Origin of the sequence: Microbacterium sp. ABRD28 (genome assembly GCF_003850245.1) — a bacterium.
Classification (GTDB): domain Bacteria; phylum Actinomycetota; class Actinomycetes; order Actinomycetales; family Microbacteriaceae; genus Microbacterium.
In genome coordinates, this window is record NZ_CP031015.1 from 2,677,931 (window position 1) to 2,702,909 (window position 24,979).

Consider the following 24,979-nt stretch of genomic DNA (forward strand, 5'->3'; position numbering starts at 1 on the left):
CGTCCGCATCGATCAGTCATAGCGACCCTCGGCGATCCACGTCCCGCCCACGCAGACCAGCAGCCAGGCGGTGCGGTCGGCGTCGACCACCTGGAACCGGTGCGCACGACGGCTGCGGGCGGCATCCCACGTGCGCTCCACGATCGGCCAGGGACCCGCCCACTCCCTGATCGCCCGGGGGCGCCCCGACTCCACCAGCACCGAGGGCGTCGCCGTCATCCGATCGCGCTCGTCGACGGCGACCGGCCCTCCCTCCCCGGTGACGACCTGCACCGGCACCGGCTCGGGGAAGACGGTGCCCGGGAGGGGGTCGGGAAGGCTCCCCGGCCAGGGGCGGGTGCGCTCCGCGGTCACGACGGTGCGGTCTCCCCAGGGCACGAGCACCTGGCGCTCGGTGAGCCACCGCCCCCCTCCCACCTCGGCCGTCATCACGCCGCGATGGCCGAGCATCGCCTGCACGCGGGAGAGGACATGGTGGACCCGCTCGTCGGTCCCGGCGCCGAACATCGCCGGGGCGTGGTGCGAGGCGGCGTCCACCGCCTCGGGTGAGATGCGCACGAGCGCCACGCCGCTGGCCAGCACTCCCCCGCCGTCGCCGGTGGCCTCTTCGGCGAGCTGCCATCTGACCCGGTCCACGACCGCCGCCGCATCGAAGGAGTTCGGATGGAGCCAGACCCGCTCGCTGCGCTCTCCGCGGTCTCCGGTGAGCTCGACCCGCAATTCGGTGCAGACGAGGTCGATCGCGCCGAGACGCGAGATGAACTCGTCGGCCGCGATGCGCAGGGCGAACGCCACCTGCTCGGCGATCTCGAGGGGCGGTTCGAAGGCGACCTCGCGATGCAGCTCGGGAGGAGGCACGCGCGGCTCGACGGGACGCGAATCCAGACCCGACGCCAGGCGGTGCAGCCGCATGCCCGGCTCGCCCAGCCGTTCCCGCACCCGCTCGGAGTCGAGACGGCTGAAGTCGCCGAGCGTCTGCACCCCCAGGCGCGCCAGCAGCGCCACGACATCGGGATCGGCGAGGGCGGTGATCGGAAGAGGCGCGAGGAAGCCCGCCGCACCCCCGGTGGGAACGACCGAGACCGGATCGGAGGCGCGGGTGATGCGCGCGGCCTGTTCGGCGGTGAAGGGGCCGTCGGCGATGCCCGCGCGCACGTCGGCGACGCCCTGCGCACGGACCGTGCTCACGAGCACGCGGGCGGCCTCGGTCTCGCCCCCGTAGTACCGGGCAGGCCCGCGGGCGCGCAGCGCGCACAGACCCGGGCGGATGATCTGCACCCCCGGCGCCCGCTCCTCCAGCGCCGCCACCAGCGGCGCGAACGCGCGGTGATCGCGGGCGTCGTCGGCGTCGACCACGCGCAGTCCCGGGCACCGGGACTGCGCGTCCCGGCGACGCTGTCCGCGGCGGACCCCCTCGGCACGGGCCGTCGCCGAGCAGGCGGTCACCATCCCCCCGGCGATGATGGCCACCGGGGCGTCCTCGGCGACCGGAGCGGAGCCGGCGGCGTCCCGCGCCAGCGCCGCCACGGGCCAATCCGGGAACCACAGCACGAGGCTGCGCACCGGGGCGTCGGAGCGCATCAGCCGACGGCCTCGAGACGGGGAAGAGCCGGGACCGCCGATGCCGCCGAGCGGACGGCGCCGACGCCACCGTCGGCCGCGGGAAGGCTCATCCGCGCGCGCCGGGGCATCGGCCACCGCCGGCTGCGCACATCGATCGTGACCTCGCGCGCCGCCAGGTACCCGTGTCCTCGCCCCACCCCCGACCACTCCGGGTCGGCGAGATCCAGCGAGGCCTCGGCCTGAGGCCACGGCCCCTGCACCAGCAGCACCGCTGCGCGATCACGCAGGCGCGCCCCCAGCCGAGACACCTCGGCATCCGCCGCTCTGGCCGCCGGGCGCACCGCGACCACCGGGATGACCTCGGCGAGGGTCGCGGCGACCGCCAGCCACCGCGGGCCGGGATCGGGCACGAGGACGAGATGGGACAGATCCACGCCCGCGCTCTCGGCGGCTTCGACGCCGAAATCGGGCATGCCCACCACGGCGCACCAGGTGCCGTCCTGCGAGGGACCGGCCAGCAGCGCCGCCAGCAGCGAGGCGGAGCGGGTGAGCGAGTAGGCCGATCCGGTGCGCAGCCCTCCCCCAGGCAGGATGCCGGTCAACGGGGCGAGGACCGGCAGCACCGGGGCATCCATCCGGCGCCCCTGCACACGTTCGAGTTGCGCGCGGAGGCGATGCACTTCACCGCGAACCTCGTCGCGGGTCGTCTCGCTCTGCACGATCGCCCTCACCTCCACAGGGTAGAACATGTGTTCTACGAACTCAACGCCTGTGGTGAGCGTAAGAGGGGCCTCCGACATCCTCAGCGCGGGGAAACGCGGAGGATGTTCGAATCACGGGTGCGTCGGCGACATCCGGATCGTCTCTGCGAGCGCGTCCCTGCCGATGCCGAGCGGCACCGGCGGATCCCCCGCCACGCTCACCTCGTAGTCGCCCCGGAAGCCTGTGACGCGCACGCGCCCGTCGGCGTCGGTGCGCACGGTCGCCCGCGACACCCACCACTCGTCCGCGATCATCCGGTGCAGTGCGTCGTACGCGGGCTTCGGTGAGCCGTCGGCGCGGACCAGCCCGCCGGGCGCCCCCAGCCACATGCCGCGGTCGCTGAATCCCCAGAAGGTGATGGCCTCGACCGCCGGATGCGACACGAGCGACCGGTAGTGCCGTTCGATCTCGTCGGCCTGCCGGGCCTCCCCCTCCGGTGTCGACGGCCAGTGGTCGACCCGGTAATCGTTGAGGTCGTCGATCTCAGGAGGCATCAGGTCGCCGGACAGCAGGGTCGTCTCGGTGAAGTGCAGCGGCAGACCGAACCGGGCGAAGCGGTCGGCGACCTCGAGGATCTCCTCCTCTCCGCGGTACCCCTGGTGCATGTGCGTCTGCAACCCGATCGCATCCGGGCGGATGCCCGCATCCAGCATCTCGTCGATGACGCGCTCGTACGCCGGCGACAGATCGAAGTCGTTCACGAGCAGAAAGGCGTTCGGGTTGGCCTCTCGCGCCTCCTCGAAGGCCAGCCGCAGCATCGCCAGGCGGCCGCGATCCTTCGCCAGCCTCGTGATGCCGTTGTCGCCGTTGTCGAAGACCGGCATGATCACCGTCTCGTTGATGGCGTCCCAGGTGTCGACGATCCCCGCGAAATCGGCGACGTCGCGGCGGATGCGCTCGCGCTGCGCGCGCTCGATCTCGTCGAGCTCGAGGTCGAGCAGCCAGGGCGCAGTCACGGTGTGCCAGACGAGCGGATGCCCCTTCAGCGTCACACCGCGTTGTCGCAGCCACTGCGCGGTCCGGCGCATCTCGGCCGTGCGCGGAGCGCCGCGGGTCGGCTCGAACCTCCCCCAGTAGAACGGAAGGGTCGCGGCGTTGTGGATCTGCAGCCAGAGCTCGGCCTCTGCCGCCGTCAGCTGCCACTCCCCGGTCAGGTCCTCGTCGTCACCGACGTCGAATCCGGTGTTGCCGAAGGCGAACTCGTGACGAGTCTGGATGATCGTGACCTCGGCGTTCGCGATCGGCTCGTCGTCGACACCGACGACCGTGACGACGGCCTCACCGAGGCGGTGTGCGGGAACGGTGCCGAGGGCGACGGCGGGTGGCGCGACAGTGTGCATCCGTCGATGCTACGAACCGCGCGGTTCAGCGCCGCCATGCCGGCGCTCTTTTCGAAAGAGCTTGCGCCGCGGCGCTCAGGCCGCCAGGGCCAGATACGGCTCCCACCGGGGGTCGGAGCGCTCGGTGCCGCGCACCGTCCACTGCCCGCCCCGCGGTGGCTGCGGGGTGATGCGCAGCTCCCACGCCATCTCTTGCGGCGTGCGATCGCCCTTGACGTTGTTGCAGCGCAGGCAGCAGGCCACGAGGTTCTCCCACGAGTCCGCTCCGCCCCGCGATCGCGGCAGGATGTGATCGATCGTCGACGCGGTCTTTCCGCAGTACCCGCAGCGGTGCCCGTCGCGGCGCAGCACGCCCCGTCGGGTGACCGGCACGCGCCGGGCTCCCGGGACGCGCACATATCTGGTCAGGAGGATGACCGCGGGGCGATCGTACGCCCCGGTCGCCCCCCAGACCGGTTCGTCGTGGATGTGCTCCACGACGGTGGCCTTGTCGTTCATCACGAGCACGAGCGCCCGCTTGAACGACACGACGGCCAGGGGCTCGTAGCCCGCGTTCAGCACCAGAGTGCGCATTCCTGTTCCCCTCGAATGGCCGGGACGGCTTTCACGGTTATTCGACTCGTGACGTTTCGAGGGGCTGAGGGCATGAAAAAAGGCGCTGTCTACAGACAGCGCCTTGGCGCCACGGTCACACCGTGGCCTCCATCGACATGATGCCGAAGGACGAGCAGGCCCAACGCATCCATGGTTCGGATACGTGGTGCGCCGTCCATCGGCTCCCTCCGCTTCTCTAGAGCGTCAGCTGACCTCAGGCTAATGCACGCGACACGCCCGGGGGTTCAGCGACGTGAACATCGTGTGACGTGTCGACGAACGACGCGGGCGCCGGGATCTCTCCCGGCGCCCGCGTCATTCAGTGCTGTGCGTCATCCCGCGTTGGCGAGCAGCCATTCGTAGGAGTCGACGACGGAGCCGTTGATGTAGGTCTCGAAGTGCAGGTGGCAGGCGGTCGAGCGCCCGGTGCTGCCCACGAGGCCGATGATCTGACCGGCCGAGACGGTCTGGCCGGCCTGGACGGCGCGGCTGCCGTAGGTCATGTGGCCGTAGAGCGTGGACACGCGCTGGCCGTTGATGACGTGGTCGATGGTGACGGCGACGCCGTAGCCGCCGTAGCTCTCCTGCGAGACACGGACCACGCCGGCCGCTGCGGCGAACAGCGGCTCGCCGCAGGGAGCGAGCATGTCGGTTCCCATGTGGGCGCCGCCGCGCGCGAACGTGCGGTCGCCGACGGTGAAGCCCGAGAGCGGCCAGCGCACCTCGCCGGTGCCCGGGGCCACCATGGTGAGGTCGACGTTGGCACGGGAGCCCGACGAAGACGACGACGACGCCGCCGCCGACGCAGCGAGTTCGGCCGCGATGCGCGCACGCTCAGCGGCGGCCTCCTCGGCCTTCTTCTTCTCGATCTCCTCCGCGGTGGTGGCGGAGTAGCTGCTGCGGGAGAGTTCCGCCGCGCCCGCGTCGGAGGCGACCACGAGCGACTGGGCGTCGTCGACGGCCACCTGCTGCAGCGTCATCGGATCGGCGGTGGCACTCTCGACCGCGGCGTAGGCGGGCAGCGCCACGGTGGCGATCAGCCCACCCACCATCGTCAGGATGACGAGGGTGCGCGCGGGCTTGCGGCCCGTTCGGGGCCGTCTGCTCTTGGGCGGAGCGGTCACCACCGGGCGGGCGGTCGTGACGGATGTCGTGCGGGCCGAGGCCTTGCGTCGGGTGCGGTCTCGGCGTTCCAGCCCCGGTCCGTCGGTCACCGATGGAGACTCGGGGGTGTTCTGATGATCGGCCATTGTCCTCCGGCGCCTCCGCGCGGTCTGCGCTGGCTCGTCGACACTCAGTGTGGGGGCACGATGTGCGGGGCGGGCCGCGTGAACGACGAGCCGATGAGGCAATTCACGCGGAGTCCGTCGGCGGGCTTCTCGCCTGTGGACCCTCAGAGGCTACCCGAAGGTAACGAATAAGTCACGTTGCGAGGATCTGGACCTCGTCGTCGACGAGGAAGATGTGCGATGCCACCTCGACGGGAAGCTCCAGCGCTTCGTCGTTGTCGTCCATCTCCACGAGCACGTAACCCTCGCTGTAGCGGTAGCTGCCGGTGCCGCCGGGAACGACGCCGGCCGCCTTCAGCTGCTGCAGCAGTTCGGGGTCGACCTGGGCGGGCTCCGCCAGGCGCCGCACCGTGCCGCGCAACGGACCTCCTGCCGCGTTGAGCTTGGTCACCAGCCCGATGACGCCCTGTTCGAAGGTGTTCGCCGGGACGTCTCCCAGCTGGTCGAGCCCGGGGATGGGGTTGCCGTACGGAGACTCCGTGGGGTGGCCGAGCAGCTCGACGAGACGCCGTTCGACCTGCTCGCTCATGACGTGCTCCCAGCGGCAGGCCTCTTCATGGACGTAGGCCCAGTCCAGCCCGATGACGTCGGAGAGCAGCCGTTCGGCCAGACGATGCTTGCGCATCACGTCGACGGCCTTCTGACGCCCCGCATCGGTCAGCTCGAGCCGGCGGTCTTCGGACACGACGACCAGACCGTCGCGCTCCATCCGCCCCACCGTCTGCGACACCGTCGGGCCCGAGTGACCGAGGCGCTCGGAGATGCGCGCACGCAGCGGCACGATCCGCTCCTCCTCGAGCTCGAGGATGGTCCGCAGGTACATCTCGGTGGTGTCGATGAGGTCTGTCATGTGGCGGTGTCCTCGCGGGTCTCAGGGGCGTTTCCAGCCTAGTCGTCGTCACCGACGCCGAGCCCGGGCCGGCGCCCAGGCGGAAACGACGCGCACGCGACATCCCTAGAATCACTCGCATGGCCCACGTCGCACTGCCCCACGACCTGCTGCCCACCGACGGCCGTTTCGGCTGCGGTCCGTCGAAGGTCCGCGGTGCACAGCTGGAGGCACTCGTCACCCGCGGCGCGACCCTGCTGGGCACCTCGCACCGCCAGTCGGGCGTGAAGAGCCTCGTCGGATCGGTGCGCGAGCGACTGGCCTCCCTCTTCTCGCTGCCCGACGGCTACGAGATCCTCCTCGGCAACGGCGGCTCGACCGCGTTCTGGGACGCCGCGGCGTTCGGACTGATCGAGCGGCGCAGCCAGAACCTCGTCTTCGGAGAGTTCGGCGGGAAGTTCGCGGCCGCCGCGCGCGCCCCCTGGCTGCAGGCGCCGGACGTCCGCACCGCCGACCCGGGCGGCCGCGCCCGGCCGGAGGCCGTCGACGGCGTCGACGTGTACGCCTGGCCACACAACGAGACCTCCACCGGCGTCGCCGCACCCGTCGAACGCGTCGTCGGCGACGACGGAGCGCTGACGGTCATCGATGCGACCAGCGCCGCGGGCGGGATCGACCTCGACATGTCGCAGGCGGACGTGTACTACTTCGCCCCGCAGAAGAACCTCGGCTCGGACGGCGGTCTGTGGTTCGCCGCGGTCTCCCCGGCCGCGATCGAGCGGATCGAGCGCATCGCCGCCTCGGATCGCTACATCCCCGAGTTCCTGAGTCTGAAGAACGCGCTGGACAACTCCCGCCTGCAGCAGACGCTCAACACCCCCGCCGTGGCGACCCTCGTGCTGCTGGACGAGCAGCTCGCATGGATCCTCGACAGCGGCGGCCTCGCGTGGGCCGACGCGCGGACGCGCGAGTCGTCGGGGGCGCTCTACGAGTGGGCCGAGGCGTCGTCGGTCGCCACGCCTTTCGTCGAAGACCCGGCCGACCGATCCCCGGTCGTGGTGACGATCGATTTCGACGACACCGTGGATGCCGCCGCGGTGGCGGCGAGCCTTCGCTCGAACGGGATCGTCGACACCGAGCCGTACCGCAAGCTCGGCCGCAACCAGCTGCGGGTCGCCACGTTCGTCTCCATCGAGCCCGACGACGTCCGCACCCTGATCCGCGCGATCGACTACACGCTCGAGCGACTCTGAGCTACGCCAGCCGGGGCTGAAGGGGCTCTGTCGAAAGCACCGAGGCCAGGATCGCCTCGATGGCGAACGCCGACGCCTGTCCCAGATCCACGTTCTGGGGGTCGAGCAGCCACTGCACCTGCAGCCCGTCCATGACGGCGAGGATGCTCGCGGAGGCGAGCCCGATCGTGTCAGGTGCGGTGATCCCCCGCTCGGCGCAGACCACGCGGAAGGCCTGCGCAACCTCTCGGCGCAGGGTCTCGTAGCGCTTCTCGAAGTACACCCGCCCCGGATGGTCGTCGGTGACGGACTCGGCCGAGAGCACCACGTAGGCCTGCACGATGCCGGCGCGCTGGGCGTTGACGAAGGCCGTCTGCACGAGATGCCGGAACAGCTCCAGCCCGTCGGGCATGTGCTGCTCCTCGAGGTCGGCGACGTCGGTCTCATCGCGGTGCCGCAGCACCTCGAGCAGCAGCTGATCCTTCGACCCGAAGTGGTGAAGGATCCCCGCGTGGGTCATGCCCACCTGATCGGCGATGTCCTGCAGCGTGCCGGCGGCGAAGCCCTTGCTGCCGAAGATCTCGACCGCGGCATCGAGGATGTCGCGCTTGCGCGCCAGCGTCGCCGGACGTGAACGCGGCTGCCGTCGCTGCGTCGTCGTCATCTCGCACCCCCTCTCGCGATCCGGCTCAGAGTCTACGCAGACCCCCGGACGTGGTCCGGCAGACGCGCTTGCAAAACTTACTTACTTGATTGTAAGTTTCTCAGGCAATCACTCGCCAGCCGTCGGATAGCCGCGGCCGAGAACCCGCACGGTGTCGTGCAGAAGGAGAAGCAATGAGGCTCAGAACGTCACTCGGCGCCGCCGGGATCATCACGGCGCTCGCACTCACCGGCTGCGCCGGCGGCGGCAGCGACACCGGCTCCGCGGAGTCGGGCGCCGCGCTGACCATCGCGAAGCCCGACGGTGCGATCACGACCGAATCGCACAACCCGTTCCTCGGCGACTCGTCGGCGTCGAAGTACGGCTACGCGAAGGTGATCTTCGAGCCCATGGCCCTGGTCAACCCCACTGGCGACCTCGGCACCACTCCGTGGCTCGCCGAGTCGGTCGAGTGGAACGACGACTACACCCAGCTGACCGTGGTCCCCCGCAGCGGAGTGACCTGGAGCGACGGCACGCCGTTCACGGGCGAGGACATCGTCTTCACCTTCGACCAGTTCCTCGACGGCCGCCTGGCCGACACCTCGGGCCTGAAGTACGAGGGCGCCACGGTCGACGGCGACGCCATCACGCTGACGTTCGCGGACTCGAAGTTCGTCTCGCAGGCGCGCGTGCTGCACACCCCGATCGTGCCCAAGCACATCTGGGAGAACATCGACGACCCCAACACCGACCCGCTGACCGGCGAGGGCCTGGCTGTGGGAACCGGCCCGTACGTCTTGGACAACTGGTCCACCGAATCGGTCACCCTCACCGCCAACCCCGACTACTGGGGCGGCGAGCTGGCCGTTCCCGCGCTGAACTACGTCTCCTACGGAGACAACGCCGCCCTCACCACCGCTCTCGTCTCGGGTGAGGCCGACTGGGCGCAGGCCTTCATCCCGCAGATCCAGGAGAGCTACCTGGCCGCCGACGAGGACAACCACTACCTCGTCTCGCCGACCGCCGGTTCGGGCACGCTCTTCATGAACCTGCAGGCCGAGCCCTTCGACGACCCGGCCCTGCGCGAAGCCCTGGCCTGGACCATCGACCGTCAGGCCTACGTCGACATCGCCCGTGAAGGCGCGAGCGAGGCGGTCTGGAGCGTCACCGGTCTCGGGAACCTGCTCGAGAACGAGGTGCTGCCCGAGTTCGCCGACCAGGAGTACGCGGTCGACGTGGACAAGGCGCGCGACATCCTGAGCGAGGCCGGCTACACCTGGGAGGACGACACCCTCATCGATCCCGACGGCGAGGCGGTGTCGTTCTCGATCTCGGTTCCCGCGGGGTGGAGCGACTGGAACACCGAGCAGGCCCTGCTCGCCGAAGAGCTCGACGCGGCGCTCGGCATCGAGGTCCAGGTCGACCAGCCGGACTGGGGCGGCTGGGACGCCGCCCGTCAGGAGGGCACCTTCCAGGCGATCATCCACTGGCTCGAGGACACCGGCAACGCCTACGGGCTGTACACCTCGACGATGGACCCGAAGTGGATCGTCGACGACCGCGCCCAGTTCAACTTCGGTCGCTTCGAGGACCCCGCGGTGACCGAGGCGCTGAACACCTACGCCAACACCGCGTCCGAAGACGAGCGTCAGGCGGCGCTGGAGACGATGCAGCGGGCGTTCGTGGAGAACGTGCCGGCCATCCCGCTCGGATCGCACCCGCTGCTGGGCCAGTACAACACCCGCAGCTACGTCGGATTCCCCACGGATGACGACCAGTACGCCTCGGCAGACCCGACGCAGCCCGGAATCGTCCAGATCCTGACGAAGCTGCAGCCGGCAGGCTGAACCGTCCGGGCGGGGCGGGAGCCCGCGCTCCCGTCCCGCCCGGGCCCGGCATCACGAAAGCGAGCACGCACCGATGAGCGACACCCTGCTCTCCGTCCGCGACTTCTCCGTCGTCTACGACGTCGATCCCCCCGTTCGGGCCGTCTCCGACATCACCCTCGAGCTCCGCCGCGGCGAGATCCTCGGCCTCGCCGGTGAGAGCGGCTGCGGCAAGACCACCCTCGCCTACGGCGTACAGCGGCTTCTGAAGCCCCCGGCGGTCATCACCGACGGCACCGTCGTCTTCCACGACGTCTCGGGTGAGGACATCGACGTCAATCACCTCGGCGCCGAGGAGATGCGGCGATTCCGCTGGGACAAGATCTCGATGGTCTTCCAGGGGGCGATGAACTCCCTCAATCCCGTGGCCACCGTCGGCTCGCAGCTCGAGGACGTCTTCGAGGTGCACCGCCCCGAGATGACCCGCGGGCAGCGGCGCCGAGCCGCCGCCGAGCTGCTGGACATCGTCAAGGTCGGCGCGCAGCGGCGACGCTCGTTCCCGCACGAACTCTCGGGCGGCATGCGCCAGCGCGTGATGATCGCGATGGCTCTCGCCCTCCGGCCTCAGCTGATGATCATGGATGAGCCGACGACGGCGCTGGACGTGCTGGTCCAGCGCGAGATCCTCCGCCAGATCTCGGCGCTCCGCCACGAGTTCGGCTTCTCGGTGATCTTCATCACCCACGACCTCCCCCTTCTGCTCGAGATCAGCGACCGCATCGCGATCATGCGCGAGGGGCGCATCGTGGAGCTCGCCACCGCCGAGCGGATCTGGACCGATCCGCAGGACGAGTACACCCGGACGCTCCTGGGCTCCTTCCCCCGGCTCACCGGCGAGCGGGGGGTGGTGCGGCGATGACCGTCCTCGAATTCGACGCCGTCACCAAGCGCTACGCCGTGCGCGGCGCCGGGCAGATCACCGCCCTGGACGATGTCAGCTTCCGGCTGAAGTCGGGCCGGACGATCGGCCTGGTCGGCCAATCCGGAAGCGGCAAGTCGACGATCGCGAAGATCCTCACCCAGCTCGAGACGCCGACGAGCGGCGAGGTGCGCCTGGACGGGCGGCCGATCCCGCGCCGCGGACGCGCGCTTCGCGCGTATCGTCAACAGCTGCGCATGGTGTTCCAGGACCCCTTCGCCTCCCTGAACCCCTACCACTCCATCCGCTACCACCTCCAGCGGCCGCTGCGCCTGCACGACGTCGTGCCCGCCGGTGAGGTCGACAGCGAGGTGCGCCGCCTGCTGGATCGGGTGCGGCTGGACCCGGATGCCGTCATCGACCGGCGCCCGCACGAGCTCTCGGGGGGTCAGCGTCAGCGCGTCGCCATCGCCCGCGCGCTGGCGTCGCGCCCGAAGCTGCTCGTCGCCGACGAACCCGTCTCGATGCTCGATGTCTCCATCCGCCTCGGCGTGCTGAACCTCCTCGCCGACCTCCAGCGCGAGGAGGGGCTCGGCGTGCTCTACATCACGCACGACCTGGCCACGGCACGCCACTTCAGCGACGAGATCCTCGTCCTCAACCACGGACGCGTCGTCGAGCGGGGCGCCGCCGACGAGGTCATCCTGCGCCCGCAGCATCCGTACACACGCGAGCTGCTGGCGGCTTCCCCTGATCCCGACACCTTCTTCGGTGTGGCATCCGGCATCCATGGAGGTGCGCAATGACCGCGGTCCAGCCTCAGATCCCGACCGACGCGGGTGAGCCCGCAGGCGATTCCGCCGCCGATGCGGTGACCCAGGGCACCACGGCGACCGTCGCCGAGGCCTCCGGGCCGCGGATCCCCTGGCGCTTCCTCGGCGGACGGGCCGTCTTCTACCTGTTCACCCTGTGGGCGGCGATCACGATCAACTTCTTCCTGCCGCGCCTGATGAAAGGCGATGCGGTCACCCAGTACCTCGCCCGCAACCGCAACATCAGCCCGGAAGCCGCGGAGGCCCTCCGCTCGCTGCTGGGGCTGGACACCGACAAGAGCCTGTGGCAGCAGTACCTCGACTACTGGGGCCTTCTGCTGCGGGGCGACCTGGGGGTCTCGCTCCTCCACGGGCTCCGACCGGTGACGGAGGTCATCGGTCAGGCCCTCCCCTGGACGATCGGGCTCGTCGGATTCGCCACGATCATCTCGTTCGCGATCGGGACGATCGGCGGCGCGATCGTGGGCTGGCGCCGGGGCAGCCGGATGGACGGCCTCATCCCGATCACCACGTTCCTCAGCACCATCCCGTACTTCTGGCTGGGACTGCTGGCGATCGCCGTCTTCTCGGTGAATCTCGGCTGGTTCCCGATCGGCAAGGCCTACGGCGTCGGGATCTCACCCGAGTGGTCGCCGGAATTCATCGGCCAGGTCATCCACCATGGGACCCTGCCGGCCGTCACGATCATCATCGCCTCGCTGGGCGGATGGATGCTCGGCATGCGCAACATGATGCTGACCGTCCTCGACGAGGACTACATCACCGTCGCACAGGCGAAGGGCATGACGAACCGCCGCGTGCTGTGGGGCTACGCGGCGCGCAACGCCGTGCTGCCGCAGGTGCAGAGCTTCGCGCTGTCGATCGGCTTCATCGTCGGCGGCACCATCGTCATGGAGATGGTCTTCAGCTACCCGGGGGTCGGCAAGCTGCTGCTGGATGCGACCAACGCCAAGGACTACGCCCTCATGCAAGGGGTCTTCCTCGTGCTCACGATCTCGGTCCTGCTGGCCAACCTGCTCGCCGACCTCGCCTACGCATTCCTCGACCCGCGCACGCGCCAGACGGAGGCCTGAACAATGGATGCTCCCGACAACCGCCCCGCGGCGGCAGAGCCGACCTTCGGCTCCAAGCTCGCCTCGGCCTTCGCGATGTTCCGCAATCGGAAATCGATCGCGGGCCTGGCGATCCTCGGCTTCTTCGTGCTGGTCGCCGTCTTCGCCGACGTGCTCGCGCCCTACTCCCCCACCGCCGTCGACAACAGTGCGCGGTTCCAGCCCCCGTCGGCGGAGCACTGGCTGGGAACGACCCACATCGGTGAGGACGTCCTCAGCCAGGTCATCCACGGGACGCGCGGCGTCATCGTGGTCGGCTTCCTGGCAGCGCTCATGGCCACGCTCATCGCCGTCATCATCGGCGTCATCGCCGGTTACGTCCGCGGATGGCGGAGCGAAAGCCTGTCCGCCCTGACCAACGTCTTCCTGGTGATCCCGGGCCTTCCCCTCATCATCATCGTCGCCTCGATGTTCGACGACCCCCCGCTGGCGGTGATCGCCGCCGTCCTCGGCATCACGGGATGGGCGTGGGGCGCCCGCGTCCTGCGCGCCCAGACGATGTCGCTGCGCAATCGCGACTTCATCCAGGCGGCACGGGCGAACGGCGAGCCGCTGCGTCGCATCATCACCGTCGAGATGCTGCCGAACCTCATGGCGCTCATCGCCGCGAGCTTCGTCGGCACCGTCACCGCCGCGATCCTCGCCCTGACCACGCTGTCCTACATCGGGGTCATCCCGGTGACGACGTACAACTGGGGCACGATCCTCAACTGGGCGTCCGCGCAGGGAGCCTTCCGGCAGAACCAGTGGTGGTGGTACCTGCCGCCCGGGCTGTGCATCGCCGCCATCGGCGTCGCGCTCTCGCTGATCAACTTCGGCATCGACGAGTACGTCAACCCCCGGCTCCGCTCGGCGGGCGAGCGCGCCCGTGCGATGAAGAAGAAGGGCATGAACGTCAACGACACCGTGACGGTCGTCCGCTCCGCATCCGCGCAGCCCGGCACGCGTCCCGCCCACGCATCCGTCCCTGCATCCGCAACCGTCCCCGCTTCCACAACCGAGGAGAACCCGTGACCACCGCCGACATCGCCGCCCCGCTCTATCTCGATGCGGCGCGGCCGGTGGCCGAACGCATCGCCGATCTGCTGTCGCGCATGACGGTGGAGGAGAAGATCGGGCAGATGATGCAGCTCGACGCGCGTGACGACATCGAGGACCAGGTCCTCCGGCGCCACGTGGGATCGATCCTGCACGCCTCACCCGAACGGCTGCTGCGCGCACACGACCTCGTCGCGCAGACCCGGCTGGGCATTCCGCTCCTCGTCGGCGAGGACTGCATCCACGGCCACTCCTTCTTCGAGGGTGCGACGATCTTCCCGACCCAGCTGGGAATGGCCGCGTCGTGGGACACCGAGCTGGTGGAGCGGATCGCCCGCGCGACCGCCGAGGAGGTCTCGGCCACCGGGGTCCACTGGACGTTCTCGCCGGTGCTGTGCATCGCGCGCGATCTGCGGTGGGGACGGGTCGGTGAGACCTTCGGCGAGGACCCCTTCCTCATCGGTGAGCTGGCCTCGGCGATGGTGCGCGGATATCAGGGCGACGGGCTGGCCGATGAGACGGCGATCCTGGCGACCGCGAAGCACTTCGCCGGCTACTCCGAGACGCAGGGCGGACGCGACGCCAGCGAGGCCGACATCTCCCGACGGAAACTCCGGTCCTGGTTCCTGCCTCCCTTCGAACGCGTGGCGAAGGAGGGATGCCGCACCTTCATGCTCGGCTACCAGAGCACCGACGGCGTTCCGATCACGATCAACGACTGGCTTCTCAGCGACGTGCTGCGCGGGGAATGGGGCTACACCGGCACCCTCATCACCGACTGGGACAACGTGGGGCGGATGGTGTGGGAGCAGCGCGTGCAGCCCGACTACGCCCACGCCGCCGCCGCGGCGGTCAAGGCCGGCAACGACATGATCATGACGACCCCGGGCTTCTTCGACGGAGCACGCGAGGCCATCGAGCGGGGCCTCCTCGCCGAGTCCGACCTCGACCCCGCGGTGGCGCGCATTCTGCTGCTGAAGTTCGAGTTCGGCCTCTTCGAGAATCCCCGCCGCCCCGACCCCGCGCGCATCCACGCGTCGGTGGGGAGCACCGCGCACGCCGCGCTGAACCTCGAGGCGGCACGACGATCGCTGGTCCTGCTTCGCAACGACGGGACCCTCCCCCTGCTGCCCGACTCCTCCGCAGACGACACCGGTCGCGCCCGGGACCACGCCGCGCCGCGACGGATCGCGGTTCTCGGGCCCCTCGCCGACGACGCGCAGACGCAGCTCGGAGACTGGGCGGGGTCATCGGGACAGGCGGATTGGCTCCCCGACGGGCACCCCCGGGAGATGATCACCACGGTGCTCGACGGGATGAACCGGGTCGCCCCGGAATCGTGGGTCATCGAAAGCGCCGAAGGCGCCCGCATCCTGAGCCTGGAGGAAGACCCGGCGGGGGCGTTCTTCCCCGACGGACAGCCGCGCCCGCAGGTGGTCGTGCCGGCCGAGCCCGATCCGGCGCTGATCGCCGACGCCGTGGCCGCCGCCCGCCGCGCCGATCTGGCGGTGGTGGTGGTCGGCGACCGGATCGAGCTGGTCGGCGAGGGTCGCTCGACCGCGACGCTCGAGCTGATCGGCGCACAGGTGGCACTGCTCGACGCGGTCGCCGCGACCGGCACCCCGTTCGTCGTGGTCCTCCTCGCCTCCAAGCCCCTCGTCCTGCCGCCCGCGCTCGAGCGGGCCGCCGCGCTCATCTGGGCCGCGAGCCCGGGCATGGAAGGCGGCCGTGCCATCGCCGAGGTGATCCTCGGACTGACCGAGCCGACCGGTCGCCTGCCGATCTCGTTCGCCCGCCACGCGGGTCAGCAGCCCATCTACTACAACCAGATCCGCGGCCAGCACGGCGACCGGTACGCCGACCTGACGCAGAGCCCCGCGTTCGTCTTCGGCGAGGGTCTGTCGTACACGAACGTCGACTACGACGATCTGCGCATCGCCGAGCCCGACGTGGAGCTGACCGACATCGTCCGCGCGCAGGTGCGGGTGACCAACGGCGGCGACCGCCCCACCCGCGAGACCGTCCAGGTCTACGTCCGCGACCGCGTCACCTCGGTGAGCTGGGCCGATCGCGAGCTCAAGGCCTATCGGCGCGTGGACCTGGCGCCCGGCGAGTCGCGCGTGGTGTCGTTCGAACTGCCGGTGTCGGCGTGCAGCCTCGTGGATGCGCACGGCGAGCGGCGGGTCGAGGCGGGCGAGTTCGATCTGCTGGTCGGGCCGTCCTCACGCGAGGATCGGCTGCTCTCGGCGACCTTCACCGTCACGGGGTGACGTCGGGGCCGGCGCCGGCCCCGAGCGCTCAGTCGTCCTCGGGGTCGGCGTCGTCCTCGGAGTCGGCGTCGTCCGCGTCGTCCTCGTCCTCGTCGGCACCCTCGGCGAGCTCGTCGATGTCGACGCCGTCGAGATCACCCGCGTGGAGGATCGGCGACCCGTCCTCGTCGAAATCCGTGGCGTCCAGGTCATCGAGGTCGTCGACATCGGCGTCGTCGTCGAAGTCGGCGTCGTCGTCATCATCCTTGTCGGTGTCGTCGTCACCGTCGGCGGCGGCCGCCTGGGCGGCCTGATACTCCGCCAGGCGCACCGCCCACGGAACCCACTCGGGGGCGAGCAGCGCGCCGTCGCCGGGGAGCAGTTCCACCTCGAGCACGGTCGGCTCGGCATCCTCGACGCGGGCGAGGCTGACGGTCCAGAACCACCCCGGATACCCGTTGAGGCGGTTCTCGAACCGGAGTGAGACGACCCCGTCGTCTTCGACCCGCACATCGGCGGGCGCGCCGATCGTATCGGCCGGCGTGATCTCGCGAAGTGCCGCGAGTGCGAGGTCGTGGGCCTCGAGCAGCCGGGGGTCGGCCTCAGGCTTCGAAGTCATCGGCGACCTTGCGGAGGACGGCGGCGACCTTCTTCGACTGCGAGGAGCTGGGGTAGCGGCCGCGGCGCAGATCGGCGCCGATGCCGTCGAGCAGCTTCACCAGGTCCTCGACGATGACAGCCATGTCGTCGGCGGGTTTGCGTGCCCGCTTCGCAAGGCTCACCGGAGCCTCCAGCACCCGCACCGAGAGAGCCTGCAGACCGCGACGGCCGTCCGCGACGCCGAACTCCACGCGCGCACCGGGCTTGGGTGCCGCCGAGCCCGCGGGGAGCGCGGTGGCGTGCAGGAACACGTCCTGGCCCTCATCGGTGGTGATGAAGCCGAAACCCTTCTCCTCGTCGTAGAACCTGACCTTGCCGGTGGGCATGAGACCTCGCTGAAATCGGTGCCTGCGTGGCGCGGGCATGACGGATGACGGGCAGAGTTGCGCCCTCCCCCAGCCTACGCGGGCGCGCGTGGGCTCGTCACCGCGACGCCTGCGATCGCCGCTGCGGGAGCGCACCCGATAGGCTGAGCCACGATGAGCACGCCGACTTCGAACGCCGACCTTCCGGTGCGGCGGATCGACCGCATCCTGGCCTTCATGTCGCTGGGACTGATTCTGCTGTCGATCGTGTGCTTCCTGGCCATCATGATCGGTTCGGCAGCCGGCGCGGAGATGTCCGGCGGCATCTGGCCCACGATCGGTGTCATCGTCTGGATCGCGCCGCCTCTGGCGTTCGTGCTGATGCTGACGGTTCTCATCATGAGCTTCGTGCGAAGGGCGCGGGCCAACCGGGCAGGGTGATGGCTTCCGACGAGCGCGCCCTCGCGACGTGGCTCGCGGGTCGCGACGACCGCGAGCTCGCCGACATCTTCCTGGCCCGGGGTGTGTCCCCCTCGGCGCCCTGGAAGGACTTCTTCGACGCCGCAGACGCACTGCTGGAGAAGACGTCGGTCGATCGCGCGATGATCCACCTCACGCGGGGTGAGCTGATCGCCCTGGCGGCGGCGGTCGACGGCAGGCCCCTCCCCGCGTCGGCGATCCCACCGTCGGCGCGACTGGCGCTCACGGGCGACGACGGCGCCCCGTGGCATCCGGTGGTCAGCGCCCTCCGTGACATCCGCGCGCAGGTCCCCGACGCCTTCGAACCCGTGGAGGGTGGGATCGACCTCGCGCCGGCGTCGGAGGAGGAGACACTCGCGGCGGCCGAGCGGGTGTTCGCGACCGTCGGGTCGCTCGCCGATGTCCTCGTGGCCGCCACCCACGCACCGCTCGCGCGCATCACCTCGGGGGGCGTCAGCGCCGCCGACCGACGGAAGCTCCTCGATGCCGGGGCGCTCGGCGAGTCCGACGAGCTCGACGACATCGTCGGGGCGGCCGCGGCGGCGGGCCTGCTCACCTCCAGTGGGCGGGACTGGACGGTCTCGGACTCCGGCGCTCGGTGGCTGGAGGCGTCGACCCCCGAGCGCTGGCGGCTCGTCGTGACCGGTTTCCGTGATGCCCTGCCGTCCGGCGTGCGCACCCCGAGCGGCGGCTATCTCCCGGTGACGGCGTGGATGAGACGCTACCCGCTCGACGGGGAGTGGGAGCGCCGGTCCGAGGGACTCACACGCATCGCGCTGCAGTGGGGTCTCATCACCCCCGATTCCCGCGAGCCGGCGTGGGCGAGGGGGCTCCGCCGCGGCGACGACCCGCAGACCGAGGAACTGACCCGGCACCTCCCCGCCGAGATCGACCGCGTCTACCTCCAGGCAGACCTGACGGCGATCGCCCCCGGTCCCCTGGCCCCGCGCCTGGAGCTGCGTCTGCGCCGACTGGCCGCACGCGAATCGCGGGCGCAGGCCTCGACGTACCGGTTCACCGCGGAATCGCTGACCGCGGGGCTCACCGAGGGCGAGACCGCCGACTCCATCCGCGAGTTCCTCACCGGTCTGTCCCTCACCGGACTCCCCCAACCCCTCGGCTACCTGATCGACAGCACCGCGGCCCGGCACGGGCTGATCCGGGTCAGAACGGATGCCGCGACGCGGCGCACCATGGTCGAAAGCGGCGATCCCTCACTCCTCGACGCCGTCTCGGTCGATCAGGGGCTGCGCGCGCTCGGCCTTGTCGCCGACGGCGACGCCCTGACGACGGGGGTCTCGCAGGAGACGGTGGCCTGGGCCCTCAGCGACGCCCGGTATCCCGTGGTCTCCGTCGGCGACGACGGCCGCCCCGTGGTGCTGCGTCACCGGGTGCGTCAGAGCTCCGATCGGCCCGAAGCGCCGGCCGAGCCGCACGCGGCTCTCATCCGGGTGCTGCGCGGATCCCACGGCGATGACGCCGAGAACGCCTGGCTCGAACGCGAGATCGTGCAGGCGGTGCGCAGCCGCGCCGTGATCGATGTCGTCGTCCGCATGCCCGACGGGGCCGAACGCACCTTCACCCTGGAGGCGACCGGATTCGGCGGCGGCCGGCTCCGCGGCCGCGATCAGTCGAGCGACGTCGAACGCACCCTTCCGCTCTCGCACGTGGTCACCGTCCGCAGCGTGGCCTGAGCCCCGGCGCCCCACCCTGGCGGGACCGTCTCCCCGCCGCACCGGTAGACTGGAACGCTATGGCTGACGGACCCCTCATCGTGCAGAGCGATCGAACGGTGCTGCTGGAAGTCGCCCATCCCGAGGCGGAATCCGCGCGGCACGAGCTGGCGATCTTCGCCGAGCTCGAGCGTGCGCCGGAGCACATCCACACCTACCGGATCACACGTCTGGGTCTCTGGAACGCCCGGGCGGCCGGCCACGCCGCCGACGACATGCTCGCCACCCTCGACCGCTGGTCGCGTTTCCCGGTGCCGCCGTCGGTGTCGCTCGACATCCGCGAGACCGTCGGACGGTACGGACGACTCGTCATCCAACGCGACGACGAGGGCACGCTCGTCCTGCGATCCGGTGACGCCGCGGTGCTGGCGGAGGTGTCGCGGAACAAGCGCATCCAGCCGCTCCTCATCGGCCACCCCTCGCCCGACACCTACGTCGTGGACGCCTGGGCGCGCGGTCAGATCAAGCAGGAGCTGCTGAAGATCGGATGGCCCGCGGAGGACCACGCCGGGTACACGCCGGGCACGCCGCATCCGATCGATCTGGCCGAGAACGGCTGGCACCTGCGCCCGTACCAGCAGAAAGCCGTCGAGACCTTCGCCGACGGGGGCTCGGGCGTCGTCGTCCTCCCCTGCGGCGCTGGAAAGACCCTCGTCGGGGCCGGCGCGATGGCCGAGACGAAGACGACCACCCTCATCCTCGTCACCAACACCGTCAGCGCCCGTCAGTGGCGCGACGAACTGCTGCGGCGCACGAGCCTGACCCCGGAAGAGATCGGCGAGTACTCGGGGCAGGCCAAGGAGGTCAAGCCCGTCACCATCGCGACGTACCAGATCCTCACCGCCAAGCGGAAGGGCCAGTACGCCCACCTCGCGCTGCTCGACGCGCTCGACTGGGGTCTCATCGTCTACGACGAGGTCCATCTGCTCCCCGCGCCGGTGTTCAAGCTCACCGCCGATCTGCAGGCACGACGGCGTCTGGGCCTGACCGCGACCCTCGTGCGCGAGGACGGCCGCGAGGGCGACGTGTTCAGCCTCATCGGTCCCAAGCGGTTCGATGCGCCCTGGAAGGAGATCGAGGCGCAGGGCTTCATCTCCCCCGCCGTCTGCTACGAGGTGCGGGTCGACCTGCCCGCCGACGAGCGCCTGGAGTACGCCGCGGCGGCGGATGAGGAGCGCTATCGCCTCGCCGCCACCGCGCCGGCGAAGATCGACGTCGTCCGGCAGCTCGTCTCACGCCACCCCGGCGAGCGCATCCTCGTGATCGGGCAGTACCTCGATCAGATCGACGAGCTCGCCGACGCCCTGCAGGCACCCAAGATCACCGGGGCCACCCCCGTGGACGAGCGCGAGGAGCTCTACGGGGCATTCCGCGAGGGCGAGATCTCGCTCCTCGTGGTGTCGAAGGTGGCGAACTTCTCGGTCGACCTTCCGGAGGCATCCGTCGCCATCCAGGTCTCGGGATCGTTCGGCTCCCGTCAGGAGGAGGCGCAGCGCCTCGGGCGTCTGCTGCGGCCGAAGGAATCCGGCCGCACCGCGAGCTTCTACACGCTCATCGCCCGCGACACCGTCGATCAGGACTTCGCGCAGAACCGCCAGCGCTTCCTCGCCGAGCAGGGCTACAGCTACACGATCCTCGATGCCGACGAGGTGGCGGCGGCGTAGCCGGATCATGAACAGCGGAGAGCGGCAGTACGACATCGTCCTGGTGGGTGCCACCGGTTTCGTCGGACGCCTCACCGCCGCGCATCTCTCGCGCAGCGCCGGAGAGGGCGCGCGCGTCGCCCTGGCGGGCCGCTCCCCCGAGCGTCTCGCAGCCCTCCGCCGGGAGCTGGATGTCCCGTGGGACATCCTGACCGTCGATGTCGACGACGCCGCTTCCGTCGATGAGGTGGCCGCGTCCACGCGGGTGATCGCGTCGACCGTCGGTCCGTACGCGCGGCACGGCCTCCCCCTGGTCAGGGCGTGTGCGCGCGCGGGCACGGCCTACGCCGATCTCACCGGCGAAAGCACCTTCGCTGCGCGCAGCGTGTCGGAGGCGCACGCGGCAGCCCGCGAGCGTGGTGCCCGGATCGTCCACTCCTGCGGGTTCGATTCGATCCCGTCCGATCTCGGCGTCGGGCTCGCCCACGCCGCGGCCGGCGGCGGGCCGCTCGCCGAGGCGATCGTGCAGGTGCGCGCGATTAAGGGTGGTGTGAGCGGCGGGACGATCGACTCCCTCCGACAGCAGCTGCTCGACGCGCGGACGGATTCCGCCGCCCGCCGCGCCGTGGGGAACCCGTACGCACTCACTCCGGGCCCGTCCCGCCGCCTGCCCGCGAGCAGCCGCCCTCGCGGGATGCGTCTCGACGAGACATCCGGAATCTGGCAGGCCCCGTTCGTGATGGGCGCGTACAACCAGCAGATCGTGCAGCGGACGAGCTATCTCCACGGCTGGTCCTACGGCGAGCTGATGCGGTACCGCGAGGTCGTCGACACCACGACCGGCGTGTCGGGGCGCATCATCGCCGCCGCGGTGTCGGCGGCGACCGGAGTCCTCGTCGCGGGGCTTCTGTTCCCTCCCACCCGCGCGATCCTCGACCGCGTCCTGCCGGCACCCGGGGAGGGACCGAGCCTGCGAACGAGGGAAGCCGGCCGGTTCACGGTCGAGTCGGACGTCTATCCCGTCGATGGCCCACCGACGCGCACGCGGATCTCGGCGCCCTACGATCCGGGCTACGACGGCACCGCGGTGATGCTCGGAGAGTCGGCGCTCTGCCTCGCGTTCGACGACCTGCCGTCCGGTGGCGGTGTCCTCACCCCGATGACGGCGATGGGCGAGGCGCTCGCCGAGCGCCTTCGTCGCCACCGCTTCACCGTGGAGACGATGCCCCTCCCCACCGGATGACCCCACCCGCCGAACCGCCGCATCCGCGACGGGCATGTCGGCGCCCCTCCGCACGATATCCAGGCAGGGTATGAGATCGATGGCCATAATGAGGGGATGACTGCACCCCGCATCCTCGTTGTGGACGATGAGCCGAACATCCGCGATCTGCTCATCACGAGCCTCCGATTCGCCGGCTTCCAGGTCAGGGCCGTCTCCAACGGTGCGCAGACGATCTCGGCCGTGCTCGAGGAGGAACCCGACCTCATCGTGCTGGACGTCATGCTTCCCGACATGAACGGCTTCAGCGTCACCAAACGCCTCCGGGGCGCCGGCTACACCGCCCCCATTCTGTTCCTCACGGCCAAGGACGAGACCGAGGACAAGATCACGGGCCTGAACGTCGGCGGCGACGACTACGTCACCAAGCCCTTCAGCCTCGACGAGATCGTCGCCCGCATCCAGGCGATCCTGCGACGGACCATGCAGGCCGACGAGGAGTCGGTCATCCGCGCCGGCGAGTTGACGATGGATCAGGACACCCACGACGTCCGCGTCGGAGACGTCTCGATCGATCTCTCCCCCACCGAGTTCAAGCTGCTGCGGTATCTCATGCTGAACCCGAACCGGGTGCTGTCGAAGGCGCAGATCCTCGATCACGTCTGGGAGTACGACTTCAACGGCGACGCCGGGATCGTCGAGAGCTATATCTCCTACCTGCGTCGCAAGATCGATCCCCACTCGTCCGAGGCGCTCATCCAGACCAAGCGCGGGTTCGGCTACATGCTGAAAGCCGGCAAGACCGTCTGACACCGGGCAGCACGGCGCTCCGCACGAGCGCCGGATACGACGAGGAGCAGACCCTGGGGCAACAGCCGGACGCGATCACGCGATGGTGGCGCGGCACGAGTCTGCGCACGAAGGTGACCGGCGTCACGGTGGCCCTGCTGGTCGTCGGTCTCTTCGCCGCCGGCATCGGAACCGCGATCTTCCTCCGCAACAGCCTGATCGCCAGTCTCGACACCCAGGTCGAGGCCCTGGCGGCCACGGATTCTGCGGGTCCGTTGATCGACATCGGAGTCGAAGACGGGGTTCTGCAGGCTCGCGCGATCCAGGGCGCGCCGCTGACGGATTATTTCGTCGCGGTCTACGATCGAAACGGCGAACTGCTGACGACGGCGGGAGGTCGAGGCGGAACGCAACCCCAGCCGACATTCCCCGCCACCTATCCGGTCGCCGATGCGCAGACCAATCAGCTGAACATCGTGACCCTCCTCTCACGCAACGGCGAGGCGGAGTTCCGTGCGACGGTCGCCGTCAGCGAGTACCCGGGCGGCGGTGGGGTCTACTCCCAGATGGTCGCGCTCCCCGTCTCGTCGGTGAATCGCACGATCGCCAATTACATCGCGATCTACGGCATCCTCGCCGTCATCATCATCGCGGTCGCCGCTGCTCTCACCCGGTTCCTCGTGACCTTGACCTTCCGCAGTCTCGGGCAGGTGGAGACGACCGCCGACGCCATCGCGGCCGGTGACTTCAGCCAGCGGATGACCGACATCGAACCGAAGACCACCGAGGTGGGGCGGCTGAAGACCGCCATCAACGCGATGCTGTCGCGTGTCGACGCCGCGATCACGCAACGCGACGCCACCGTGCGCCAGATGCGTCGATTCATCGGCGACGCGAGCCACGAGCTGCGGACGCCGCTCGTCACGGTGCGCGGCTACGCGGAGCTCTATCGCATGGGGGGGATCTCGGGAGACGAGGCGACCGGCCAGGCGATGGAACGTATCGAGAAGGAGGCCGTCCGCATGGGTCTCCTCGTCGAGGATCTCCTCGCCCTCGCCCGCCTCGACGAACGCAAGGACGTCGCGATCACCCCGGTCGATCTGGTGCCGATCGCGCGGGACGCGGGCCTGGATGCCCGCGCCGCGTCGCCCCAGCGAACGGTGACGGTGCTCGATGCCACCGTCCACGAGCTCCGTCCTGCCCTGTCACCCGAGGTCGATCCGGGTGTCGCCGGCACCGGCCGACGCGGTGGATCACCCGCCACCGCGGCCACCCCGCGGCGCGGTGCCTCGCTGTCGCGCCTGCGCCGCCGCCCGCGGACGGCCCCCGATGCCCCCGTGGTCGCGGCCGATGTCGCGCCCGCTCCCGCGCCGACCGCCGCCACCGCCGCGGCAGCATCCGCCGTCGTCGTCTGGGGAGACGAGAATCGCATCCGCCAGGTCGTCGCGAACCTCCTCGGGAACGCGCGTCGATTCACACGGGACGACTCGCCGATCGAGCTGCGCGTGGGGGTGGACCGCGATGCCAATCTCGGCTGGATCGAGGTCATCGACCACGGCGACGGCGTCCCCGACCAGATCAAAGACAAGATCTTCCAGCGGTTCTGGAGAGCCGACACCTCCCGCACCCGCGAGACCGGCGGCACCGGACTCGGACTGTCGATCGTCGCGTCGATCGTCGACGCGCTGCACGGATCGGTCGACGTGTTCGACACCCTCGGTGGCGGTGCGACGTTCCGGGTCGGTTTTCCGCTGGCGGAATCGAGGGATGCCACCGAGCACCTCCTGCTGGAGACACAGCCGCTGCCGCGTCCGCCTCGGGAGTGAGGCGCTGTCGTCCTCTCCTGCACAACCGGGGCGATTCAGACCGTTCTCCACCGATCCCCCGGTCACCGAAGACCGGAGGCCGTCGGCTC

General features: G+C 70.1%; 22 protein-coding genes. 13 read left to right on the forward strand and 9 right to left on the reverse strand.

The annotated features are described in order from the left end of the window. Positions 1–12: 12 nt before the first annotated feature. From DT073_RS12910 to DT073_RS12935, 6 genes are all read right to left on the reverse strand, one after another. A complete protein-coding gene (locus DT073_RS12910) occupies positions 13–1,581 on the reverse strand; it encodes a DNA polymerase Y family protein (protein ID WP_124293751.1) in 1,569 nt (522 codons plus the stop codon). Next, entirely contained in the window at positions 1,581–2,294 is a 714-nt protein-coding gene (gene imuA', locus DT073_RS12915) for a DnaE2-dependent mutagenesis accessory factor ImuA' (RefSeq protein WP_240638611.1), read from the reverse strand. The genes DT073_RS12910 and imuA' overlap by 1 nt, the downstream gene beginning before the upstream one ends. Before the next feature lie 102 nt (positions 2,295–2,396). After that, a complete protein-coding gene (locus tag DT073_RS12920) occupies positions 2,397–3,665 on the reverse strand; it encodes an endo-1,4-beta-xylanase (protein ID WP_124293752.1) in 1,269 nt (422 codons plus the stop codon). Positions 3,666–3,740: 75 nt separating this feature from the next. Further along, the gene (locus DT073_RS12925; protein WP_124293753.1) at positions 3,741–4,238 is read right to left on the reverse strand and encodes an HNH endonuclease; all 498 of its coding nucleotides are present in this window, start codon (positions 4,236–4,238) and stop codon (positions 3,741–3,743) included. Positions 4,239–4,591: 353 nt separating this feature from the next. Then, a complete protein-coding gene (locus tag DT073_RS12930; protein WP_240638612.1) occupies positions 4,592–5,473 on the reverse strand; it encodes a M23 family metallopeptidase in 882 nt (293 codons plus the stop codon). A 208-nt stretch (positions 5,474–5,681) separates the two neighbouring features. Further along, positions 5,682–6,398: an iron-dependent transcriptional repressor DtxR gene (locus DT073_RS12935; RefSeq protein WP_124293755.1), complete on the reverse strand. Its 717-nt coding sequence runs from the start codon at positions 6,396–6,398 to the stop codon at positions 5,682–5,684. A 119-nt stretch (positions 6,399–6,517) separates the two neighbouring features. On the opposite strand from DT073_RS12935, the gene serC reads away from it, so the two are divergent. Continuing rightward, the gene (gene serC, locus DT073_RS12940) at positions 6,518–7,630 is read left to right on the forward strand and encodes a phosphoserine transaminase (protein ID WP_124293756.1); all 1,113 of its coding nucleotides are present in this window, start codon (positions 6,518–6,520) and stop codon (positions 7,628–7,630) included. Position 7,631: 1 nt separating this feature from the next. Here the strand turns inward: serC and DT073_RS12945 are convergent, their stop codons facing one another. Next, positions 7,632–8,273: a TetR/AcrR family transcriptional regulator gene (locus tag DT073_RS12945; RefSeq protein ID WP_124293757.1), complete on the reverse strand. Its 642-nt coding sequence runs from the start codon at positions 8,271–8,273 to the stop codon at positions 7,632–7,634. A gap of 173 nt (positions 8,274–8,446) precedes the next feature. On the opposite strand from DT073_RS12945, the gene DT073_RS12950 reads away from it, so the two are divergent. From DT073_RS12950 to DT073_RS12975, 6 genes are all read left to right on the forward strand, one after another. Next, positions 8,447–10,102, forward strand: a complete 1,656-nt coding sequence (locus tag DT073_RS12950; RefSeq protein WP_124293758.1) for an ABC transporter substrate-binding protein — start codon at positions 8,447–8,449, stop codon at positions 10,100–10,102. Positions 10,103–10,175: 73 nt separating this feature from the next. Continuing rightward, positions 10,176–11,000: an ABC transporter ATP-binding protein gene (locus tag DT073_RS12955; protein ID WP_124293759.1), complete on the forward strand. Its 825-nt coding sequence runs from the start codon at positions 10,176–10,178 to the stop codon at positions 10,998–11,000. Then, on the forward strand, positions 10,997–11,806 hold the full coding sequence (locus DT073_RS12960; RefSeq protein WP_124293760.1) for an ABC transporter ATP-binding protein: 810 nt from the start codon (positions 10,997–10,999) through the stop codon (positions 11,804–11,806). Before DT073_RS12955 ends, DT073_RS12960 begins: the two co-directional genes overlap by 4 nt. Further along, the gene (locus DT073_RS12965) at positions 11,803–12,906 is read left to right on the forward strand and encodes an ABC transporter permease (protein ID WP_124293761.1); all 1,104 of its coding nucleotides are present in this window, start codon (positions 11,803–11,805) and stop codon (positions 12,904–12,906) included. The genes DT073_RS12960 and DT073_RS12965 overlap by 4 nt, the downstream gene beginning before the upstream one ends. Positions 12,907–12,909: 3 nt before the next feature. Next, a complete protein-coding gene (locus tag DT073_RS12970; RefSeq protein WP_240638613.1) occupies positions 12,910–13,959 on the forward strand; it encodes an ABC transporter permease in 1,050 nt (349 codons plus the stop codon). Next, positions 13,956–16,253, forward strand: a complete 2,298-nt coding sequence (locus DT073_RS12975; protein WP_124293762.1) for an exo-beta-d-1,3/1,6-glucosidase — start codon at positions 13,956–13,958, stop codon at positions 16,251–16,253. Before DT073_RS12970 ends, DT073_RS12975 begins: the two co-directional genes overlap by 4 nt. 28 nt (positions 16,254–16,281) lie before the next feature. On the opposite strand, the gene DT073_RS12980 is transcribed toward DT073_RS12975, so the two are convergent. Together DT073_RS12980 and DT073_RS12985 are read right to left on the reverse strand one after the other, a co-directional pair. Continuing rightward, positions 16,282–16,851, reverse strand: coding sequence for a DUF3027 domain-containing protein (locus DT073_RS12980; RefSeq protein ID WP_124293763.1), 570 nt, complete (start codon positions 16,849–16,851; stop codon positions 16,282–16,284). Further along, positions 16,835–17,218: a cold-shock protein gene (locus tag DT073_RS12985; RefSeq protein WP_124293764.1), complete on the reverse strand. Its 384-nt coding sequence runs from the start codon at positions 17,216–17,218 to the stop codon at positions 16,835–16,837. The genes DT073_RS12980 and DT073_RS12985 overlap by 17 nt, the downstream gene beginning before the upstream one ends. A gap of 153 nt (positions 17,219–17,371) precedes the next feature. Here DT073_RS12985 and DT073_RS12990 point away from each other — a divergent pair, with 153 nt between their 5' ends. From DT073_RS12990 to DT073_RS13015, 6 genes are all read left to right on the forward strand, one after another. Beyond that, positions 17,372–17,638 carry a multidrug ABC transporter ATPase gene (locus DT073_RS12990; protein ID WP_124293765.1) on the forward strand — a complete coding sequence of 89 codons (267 nt, stop codon included), beginning with the start codon at positions 17,372–17,374 and terminating at the stop codon, positions 17,636–17,638. Continuing rightward, positions 17,638–19,371 carry a helicase-associated domain-containing protein gene (locus DT073_RS12995; RefSeq protein WP_205782942.1) on the forward strand — a complete coding sequence of 578 codons (1,734 nt, stop codon included), beginning with the start codon at positions 17,638–17,640 and terminating at the stop codon, positions 19,369–19,371. Before DT073_RS12990 ends, DT073_RS12995 begins: the two co-directional genes overlap by 1 nt. 59 nt (positions 19,372–19,430) lie before the next feature. Then, positions 19,431–21,074: a DNA repair helicase XPB gene (locus DT073_RS13000; RefSeq protein ID WP_124293767.1), complete on the forward strand. Its 1,644-nt coding sequence runs from the start codon at positions 19,431–19,433 to the stop codon at positions 21,072–21,074. A 7-nt stretch (positions 21,075–21,081) separates the two neighbouring features. Next, positions 21,082–22,296, forward strand: a complete 1,215-nt coding sequence (locus DT073_RS13005; protein WP_124293768.1) for a saccharopine dehydrogenase family protein — start codon at positions 21,082–21,084, stop codon at positions 22,294–22,296. Between the two features lie 96 nt (positions 22,297–22,392). After that, positions 22,393–23,085 (forward strand): response regulator transcription factor, encoded by a 693-nt coding sequence (locus tag DT073_RS13010; protein WP_124293769.1) that lies wholly within the window; start codon positions 22,393–22,395, stop codon positions 23,083–23,085. Between the two features lie 113 nt (positions 23,086–23,198). Continuing rightward, complete coding sequence (locus DT073_RS13015) at positions 23,199–24,890, forward strand: sensor histidine kinase (RefSeq protein ID WP_240638614.1); 1,692 nt, start codon at positions 23,199–23,201, stop codon at positions 24,888–24,890. Positions 24,891–24,979: the final 89 nt, after the last annotated feature.